The sequence below is a fragment of the Mesorhizobium sp. M7A.F.Ca.CA.004.04.2.1 genome (assembly GCF_004022825.1).
Classification (GTDB): Bacteria; Pseudomonadota; Alphaproteobacteria; order Rhizobiales; family Rhizobiaceae; genus Mesorhizobium.
Genome location: NZ_RZPH01000130.1, coordinates 2,538 through 9,218 on the forward strand (window position 1 = coordinate 2,538; position 6,681 = coordinate 9,218).

Genomic DNA, 6,681 nt, shown 5'->3' on the forward strand with positions numbered 1-6,681 from the left:
GATGGCGGTGTTCCTTGCCGAGGGACAGGTTGTCATTGAGCAGTTCGAGGCAGGGGACATCGGTTATGCGCCAATGGGTTCCGGCCACTATATCCGCAACACGGGGCCAGGAGTCCTGCGGGTCCTCGTCGGGTTCAATAACGGTCACTACGAGGCGAACGACCTCTCCGCCTGGCTAGCGGCCAATCCGGTCGACGTGCTGGCGGCGAATCTAAGCTTGCCGAGGGTGGCGGTGGCCGGTCTGAGGGCCAGACCGGGTTTTCTGGCGCCCGGCGCCCCGTGACGGACGCGGCTGAAACCGACCGCGTCACCCATCGCCGTCTCCCCGACTACTCTCCTCCTGGCGCGTAGGCTCGTTCTCGGTCGAGTGGTGGGCGAGAACGGAGCGGGGCTGAACACTGTGTTTCATCCAGAAGGAAAGCACAAATGAACACACCGGTTTGGCTCATCACCGGCGGATCGAGCGGGCTGGGCGCGTCTATTGCGCACGCGGCTCTGCGAGCCGGACATCGCGTGGCTGTCACGGCGCGGGACAGCTCTCGCCTGGACGCGCTGGCCGCGGATTATCCAGGCGCGGTACTGCCCCTATCGATGGATTTGACTAGCACCACCGAAATAGAGGCGGCCGTTGCGGCGGCCGAGGGATGGCATGGCCATATCAACGTACTCGTGAACAATGCGGCGGTCGGCTACCTCGCCCTAATAGAGGAAGGGCAAGACGAGAAAGTTCGTAAGCTATTCGAAACCAATGTGTTTGGCGCGGTCGCGGCCATACGGGCTGCCCTGCCTGGCATGCGCGCACGCGGAAGCGGGACGATCATCAATATCTCCTCGACCAACGGCATCGTCGCCATGCCGTCCCTCGGCTACTATAGCGCGTCGAAATTCGCTCTCGAAGCGCTCACTGAAGCGCTGACGCAAGAAGTCGCGCCGCTTGGCATACGCGTGATGTCGGTCCAGCCGGGGGGCATGCCGACGGGCATAGTCTCGCGCAATCTCCGGAGCCCGAGGATCGAGGGCTACGATGCCCCGGCGCATGCCATCATGGATCTTCTGGAAAACGACAGAGATGGCGCCCTTGCGCCGAGCGACCCCCATCGGATTGCACAGATACTTGTCGGTCTGGTGATGGCTAAAACCATGCCTCGGCAACTTATACTTGGCCCCGACAGTTGGGAGGCCATTACGTCAAAACTGATCGCGCAGCGTATGGAGTTCGACGCGTGGAAGGATATCGCCTACAGCACGGTCGCACTGTGAACGTTCCACGAGTTCGTCCGGGGATCGGTCAAACTGTCCGGAGAAGCTTCCGACCAATTAGCGCGGACGATACAGAGGTGGGAGCTAGCTCCGTCTCGAGCGAGGCCGCTGGTGTGTCGATCGAGAGGCGAAGGCGATCAGCTAGGATGGTCGCTTTGCCGGGCGTCTAGCCTCAATCTTCGTTCTCACGAGTGAGTCCTGACGTCCTGCCGCAACTCGGACGGCCCTGCGGCGTTCGCGTTGTGCTTGCTGGTGTAGGGTCACGCGTGGACGGCACGTACGCCATGTTCGGCTAGTGCGGCTGCGTTGCAGCCGTGTCAAACGGTTCGGTTCGCCGGAATCAAACCGAGATCTGCCAGGAGACTGGCAGATCTCGTCGGATCTATGGGTCTGTCTTTGCGGGTAGCAGGTCAGGCGGCGACGGATCGGCTGCTGATGCGACGCTTTTGTCTTGAACGCAGGGATAGCCCAAGACCAATGAAACCGCCGCCCTGGAACAAAAGGTCGACGGTGAGAACTGCGCCGAGGAGCCACAGGCCAACGGCAGGCCAAGTGGCGACAATGAACATGCCAACAACGACGGTGAAGACGCCGCTGCCGGCGATCCATCCCCACCCACCCTGGCTGCGAAGCTGCAAGCCAATAACAATGCGAAGGGTGCCAGCGGCAATGAGCAGGACGCCGAGCACCAGGGAAATGCCGACGGCGGTTAAGACAGGATCGTAGACCGAGATCGCTCCGGCAGCCGCATAGAGCAGTCCGGCCAGGAGGTAGAGAAAGCGGCGGCCCCAGCTGCCAGTCGTGAAGGCGTGGATGATCTGCATCACGCCACCGGCGATCATCATGGCGGCAATATAGAGAACGGATACGAGCGTCGCGAGCAGGAGGTTTAGGCCCGCAATCGCACCGGTGACCAGAAGTCCAATGCCAAGCGCTACGAACCAACCCCACTTGCCGTGAAGTTCCTTCAGTGGCGCTCCGGGCGAGCGGTTGATGGTGGTGTCGAACATTTCAGGTCTCCTTCTTTGCTGGATCGGATAGGCTTGATGCATCTGGCCAAGGGCCAGAAGATCGCGTGGCGACCACGGAATACCCGAGGAGGTGCGCTTATCGCTGAGCGCCTCAGAACGCTGGATGGACCGCTCGCCGGCTACCTGAGAGCGTCCTCGACGGTCGTCGCGATCCATTGTTCGACGGTGAGGCCGACGTCGCCCGCATGAACTGCCGCCGCGGCCGCCACGGAGGGAGGTAGCGGTACGTCGTAGATGATGTCCTGGATGCTGTTGGCTGCAAGCACTTGACGCGTAACGTTGTCGGCGAATTGTCTCACTCTTTCGAGCTTCTCCTCGTGGCTGCCGTCGGTACTGGCCGACACGGCCGGACAGTAGAGCGCGATAAGGTAGTTGATCGTATCGTCGCTGGACATTCCGTGCTCCCGCAGAAGCTGGATTGCCGTCTGCAACTGGGCGGGCTGGTCAAGCGTGAGCCCTTTAGGAACGAATCCCGTGACCTCGCCCTCTAGCGGGGAAACGTGGAGGTCGGCCGCGGACGGGCACTGCAGTTCTTGGGCATAAAGCCGCGCTGGAACCGCGACGAGCGCGACGTAAGCGGTCACCACAGCAACGACCAGGTTACAGGATTTCATGGCCATCTCTCCTGGAGAGGGAGTAAAGGGAGCGAAACGCATAGAGCACCCGCCATCGCCGACGTGTTTCCCCGGCAAAACGCTTGAAGACGGTGAACAAATGTGCCTGCGCCTGGAAGCCGACGCTCAGTGCGACCTCGACCAGTGAGTATGTGTTTTCGGCGAGCACGACCTTGGCGTGATGGGTCCGCCTGCGCACCACATACTCGTGCGGACGAAGATCGGTTGCCGTCCGAAACTGGGCTGCAGAATACATCCTGCTCAGGCCCGCTTGAGCCGCGAGATTACCAAGGCTGATCGTGTCAGCAATGTGGTCTTCGACATATAAGGCCCGCTTCAGCCGCCATTTCACCAGGGCATTTCCTGGGGTATGCGCGTTTTGGGTAACGCACAGTCCGAGCCAACGGGCGGCGACCGCAAGCCTGATCACGTCATCGTAGATGCCTCTAGACATGGGTTCGGGGTTATCAGTCGCAGGCGTATTGTCGAACATGCACGGCCCCTTGTGTCTCATTCCGCATAGGCCGGGCCGGCTGCGCTCGTCGTGGGGATCGTCGATCCTTTCCCCAGATGCGACAGCAGTAGGACTGCTCAACACGCCGAAATGACGGTCCGGTTACCCCGGTGAATCTGAACGTCACCCGTGCTCGGCTCAATTCGTACAATCGTCTTGCAACATGTACCCTCGCTTAGGATTCCCATGCTTTGGATTTAGACAACCTGCCGATGCGGTCCGCGAAGCCTTCCTGCGGCCAAGCGTCTGGCGCTCGGACGTCCGCGGTCGAGGCGCCAAGCCAACGTCGGAAGAGCGAGCGGAGGTCGCTCCGGTCAGCGGCTTCATGTTCGAAGCCAGCGCCCCGGTTCTTACTCGTCGTGCGCCAAGCTCTTCGCGCGCGGCTTCGCCATATCGATCGGCTCGGCTTGCAGCACGATCGGGCAGGACGCGCCCTGTTACACCTGAACTGCTCGATTCCTGGCTTCGCATGCTGAGCCTGATGGAGCGCCCGGACCAGGTTCCGGCCCTGGCCCCGGCCTACCAGCGCGAAATTCTCTTCCACGTGCTGAAGGGGCCACTCGGCTGGATGCTGCGGGATATGGCGACCCCAGATACCACGCTTTCAGGGGTCGGCATCGCCATTCAGTGGCTCAGGGAAACTTCGCCAAGCCGCGCCAGTTGTACGTTTGTTCGCAAAATCCACTCCTCTTGCGCAACATGACAAGAGTAAGTTTCGCCTCTGCCGTCCCATCGGCTGGGATGCCTTTGCCGATCTCATCTAGAGCGAGAAGCTTCCCTCGCTTTTCCGCCCGTTCCAGCTGTGCAGAGCCATTCCACTGGCTCGCATCCTGGCAATAGAGTTTCTCTCAACGCGCAGTGTGCATGATCGCATCTGGGGGCGTGGGACGTTTCGAGGGGAACACGATCTGGCATTTGAAGTTTGCTCATAACGCAGCGTCTGCTTTGACGAGTTTCGCCTGCGCAAGCCTTGCGCCTGTCATCATCTGGATCAAGGCTCGCGTGAGAAGAATGTCTCCGATAGCGACGAAGATCGCGAAAGCTTCTCGCAAGGGCTTGACTGTGGCGTCGGCGCTGGCGCACCGGCGGAAGTCTGCTGTCCCGGCTTCGTACCGGTCGCTGCTCACGCCAACTGTGGCTAAGCCCGACGTCCCATCCGCTCTTCACGCCGTTCAGCATCGAACGCCTGCCTTCCCTTCGCATTCCATAGGTTGCGCGCATGCTCGCCTTCATCGCTCTGCAGCTTGGCGGCGATCCGAAGCAACGCGCCGTAGATGGTAGCGCGATCGTCGTTGGTCAGATCAACGATGCCCGCCTTGACGACGAGACCGCCAAGTTCGATGAGCTGCCGTGTGCGCTTGCGACGCTCGACCTGCCAGGTGCGCATATCATGCCGAGCCAGAGCCGCCTGCCGGCGATTGTGGGCCGCCCGGTTGCGCTGGAGTGCCGCGAGGGTTGCGCTGAGATGCCGGAGCAGTTCGCCGGGAGCCGCTCTCGAAAAACATCACCCCACGCTTGGCCCATGCCTCACGCTTTGCGGTCTCTTTCGTCTCGGCGATTGCAACCAGTGCGCCGGCCAGTTCGTCGGTGCTGAGCTGGTCGGCGCCGGTGGCGATCACCAGCTCTCCAAGCTGCTGGACCTTTCTGGTTCTGAGCTCTCGCGCCTTGTCTTCCAGCGCCTTCAGTTCCGCATCGTAGTCGCGTGGCTTGCGCATCTGCTGTCTCCATCATCTCCATTGATTGTCGATGCAGCGATGATAGGCGAGCGTCTGCCGGATGGCTTCAGGGTTGCCGAGACGGCTCGGGACGCGCCGGTCCATCCCGAGAATTTTTCGAGGGAGGGCGCGCTTATACGTCGTGCCGACGTACGCTTTGCCGTGCAAATGATCTGCTCGCGATGGCGATCTATCATCTTCACGTCAAGATCATTGGCCGCAAGGCAGGCAGCAGCGCGTTGGCTTCTGCGGCCTACCGCTCGGCTTCGAGGCTGCGCGACGGGCGTATCGAACGTACTCACGATTTCTCGGCCAAGCGCGGTGTTGTCCATTCCGAGGTGATGCTGCCTGAGGATGCTCCGGAGGCCTGGCGCGACCGCGAGAGGCTGTGGAACGATGTCGAGGCGTTCGAGGTCCGCAAGGATGCCCAGCTCGCCCGCGAGGTGGAGTTTGCGCTCCCGCGAGAACTCAGCCAGGCGCAAGGCATCGAACTGGCGCGCGACTTTGTTCAGGCTGAGTTTGTGAGCCAGGGCATGGTCGCCGATCTCAATGTGCATTGGGACAGGGCGGAGGATGGCAGCCCCAAACCGCACGCTCATGTCATGCTCACCATGCGGTCCGTGGACGAGAACGGCTTTGGCGCCAAGGTTCGAGACTGGAATGCTACCCAGCTGGTCGAGCGCTGGCGCGAGCGGTGGGCGGAGCTTGCCAATGAACGCTTGGCCGAACTCGACATCGACGCCCGCATCGATCATCGCAGTCTGGAAGCGCAGGGCATTGCCCTGGAGCCGCAAACCCAGATTGGTGCGCCAGCGCAACGCATCGAGGGCAGTGACCTTGCTGCTGGCGATAGTGAAGCAGATCGCGCCGAACTGCACCGCGAGATCGCGCGCAACAATGGTGCGCGCATCATTGCCGATCCAACCGTAGCGCTCGATGCCATCACCCATCAGCAATCGACCTTCACCCGAAAAGACATTGCGAAGTTTGCGCATCGGCACAGCGATGGAGTGGAGCAGTTCAACGCGGTAGTGGCAGCCATCGGCAACGCACCCGATCTGGTCGAACTCGGCAAGGACATGCGCGGCGAAAACCGTTTCACCACCCGGCAGATGATCGAGACCGAACAGCGCCTTCACCGCGCTGCGGAACGTATTGATTTGGACGAGCGACACGCGGTGAGTAACGCACATCGTGAGGCAGCATTGGCGCAGGCTGCGCAACGCGGGCTTGTCCTGTCAGGCGAGCAGATCGATGCACTTGCGCACATCACCGATGGCCACGGTCTTGGTGTCGTTGTCGGCTTTGCCGGAACGGGCAAGAGCGCCATGCTGGGCGTTGCGTGCCAGGCATGGGCAGCGGCGGGCTATGAGGTTCGAGGCGCCGCACTCTCCGGCATTGCCGCCGAGAATCTGGAGGGCGGTTCAGGCATTTCGTCACGCACCATCGCCAGCATGGAACATAGCTGGGGACAGGGCAGGGATCTGCTCAGCGCCCGCGATGTCCTGGTGATCGATGAGGCCGGCATGGTCGGCACGCGCCAGTTG

General features: G+C 61.6%; 8 protein-coding genes and 1 pseudogene. 4 read left to right on the forward strand and 5 right to left on the reverse strand.

Annotated features, from left to right (window positions below; all coding sequences use genetic code 11):
• Window positions 1-283, forward strand: a 283-nt coding sequence (locus tag EN893_RS39100) for a cupin domain-containing protein (protein WP_281062473.1), incomplete at its 5' end; no start/stop codon positions are given.
• Between the two features lie 143 nt (window positions 284-426).
• On the forward strand, window positions 427-1,260 hold the full coding sequence (locus EN893_RS08660) for an SDR family NAD(P)-dependent oxidoreductase (RefSeq protein ID WP_127266655.1): 834 nt from the start codon (window positions 427-429) through the stop codon (window positions 1,258-1,260).
• Window positions 1,261-1,670: 410 nt separating this feature from the next.
• Here EN893_RS08660 and EN893_RS08665 read toward each other — a convergent pair whose 3' ends face one another.
• From EN893_RS08665 to EN893_RS08675, 3 genes are all read right to left on the reverse strand, one after another.
• Window positions 1,671-2,270, reverse strand: a complete 600-nt coding sequence (locus tag EN893_RS08665; protein ID WP_127266656.1) for an HdeD family acid-resistance protein — start codon at window positions 2,268-2,270, stop codon at window positions 1,671-1,673.
• Window positions 2,271-2,410: 140 nt separating this feature from the next.
• Window positions 2,411-2,905: a hypothetical protein gene (locus EN893_RS08670; protein ID WP_127266657.1), complete on the reverse strand. Its 495-nt coding sequence runs from the start codon at window positions 2,903-2,905 to the stop codon at window positions 2,411-2,413.
• Window positions 2,892-3,398 (reverse strand): AraC family transcriptional regulator, encoded by a 507-nt coding sequence (locus EN893_RS08675; protein WP_164748739.1) that lies wholly within the window; start codon window positions 3,396-3,398, stop codon window positions 2,892-2,894. Before EN893_RS08675 ends, EN893_RS08670 begins: the two co-directional genes overlap by 14 nt.
• Before the next feature lie 457 nt (window positions 3,399-3,855).
• On the opposite strand from EN893_RS08675, the pseudogene EN893_RS40010 reads away from it, so the two are divergent.
• Window positions 3,856-4,059, forward strand: a pseudogene (locus tag EN893_RS40010) (AraC family transcriptional regulator N-terminal domain-containing protein); the annotation flags it as partial.
• 498 nt (window positions 4,060-4,557) lie between these two features.
• Here EN893_RS40010 and EN893_RS08685 read toward each other — a convergent pair.
• Both EN893_RS08685 and EN893_RS08690 read right to left on the reverse strand, forming a co-directional pair.
• The gene (locus EN893_RS08685; protein WP_127266660.1) at window positions 4,558-4,806 is read right to left on the reverse strand and encodes a conjugal transfer protein TraD; all 249 of its coding nucleotides are present in this window, start codon (window positions 4,804-4,806) and stop codon (window positions 4,558-4,560) included.
• A gap of 1 nt (window position 4,807) precedes the next feature.
• Window positions 4,808-5,134 (reverse strand): conjugal transfer protein TraD, encoded by a 327-nt coding sequence (locus tag EN893_RS08690; protein WP_127266661.1) that lies wholly within the window; start codon window positions 5,132-5,134, stop codon window positions 4,808-4,810.
• A 182-nt stretch (window positions 5,135-5,316) separates the two neighbouring features.
• On the opposite strand from EN893_RS08690, the gene mobQ reads away from it, so the two are divergent.
• Window positions 5,317-6,681, forward strand: a 1,365-nt coding sequence (gene mobQ / locus EN893_RS08695) for a MobQ family relaxase (RefSeq protein WP_164900767.1), incomplete at its 3' end; no start/stop codon positions are given.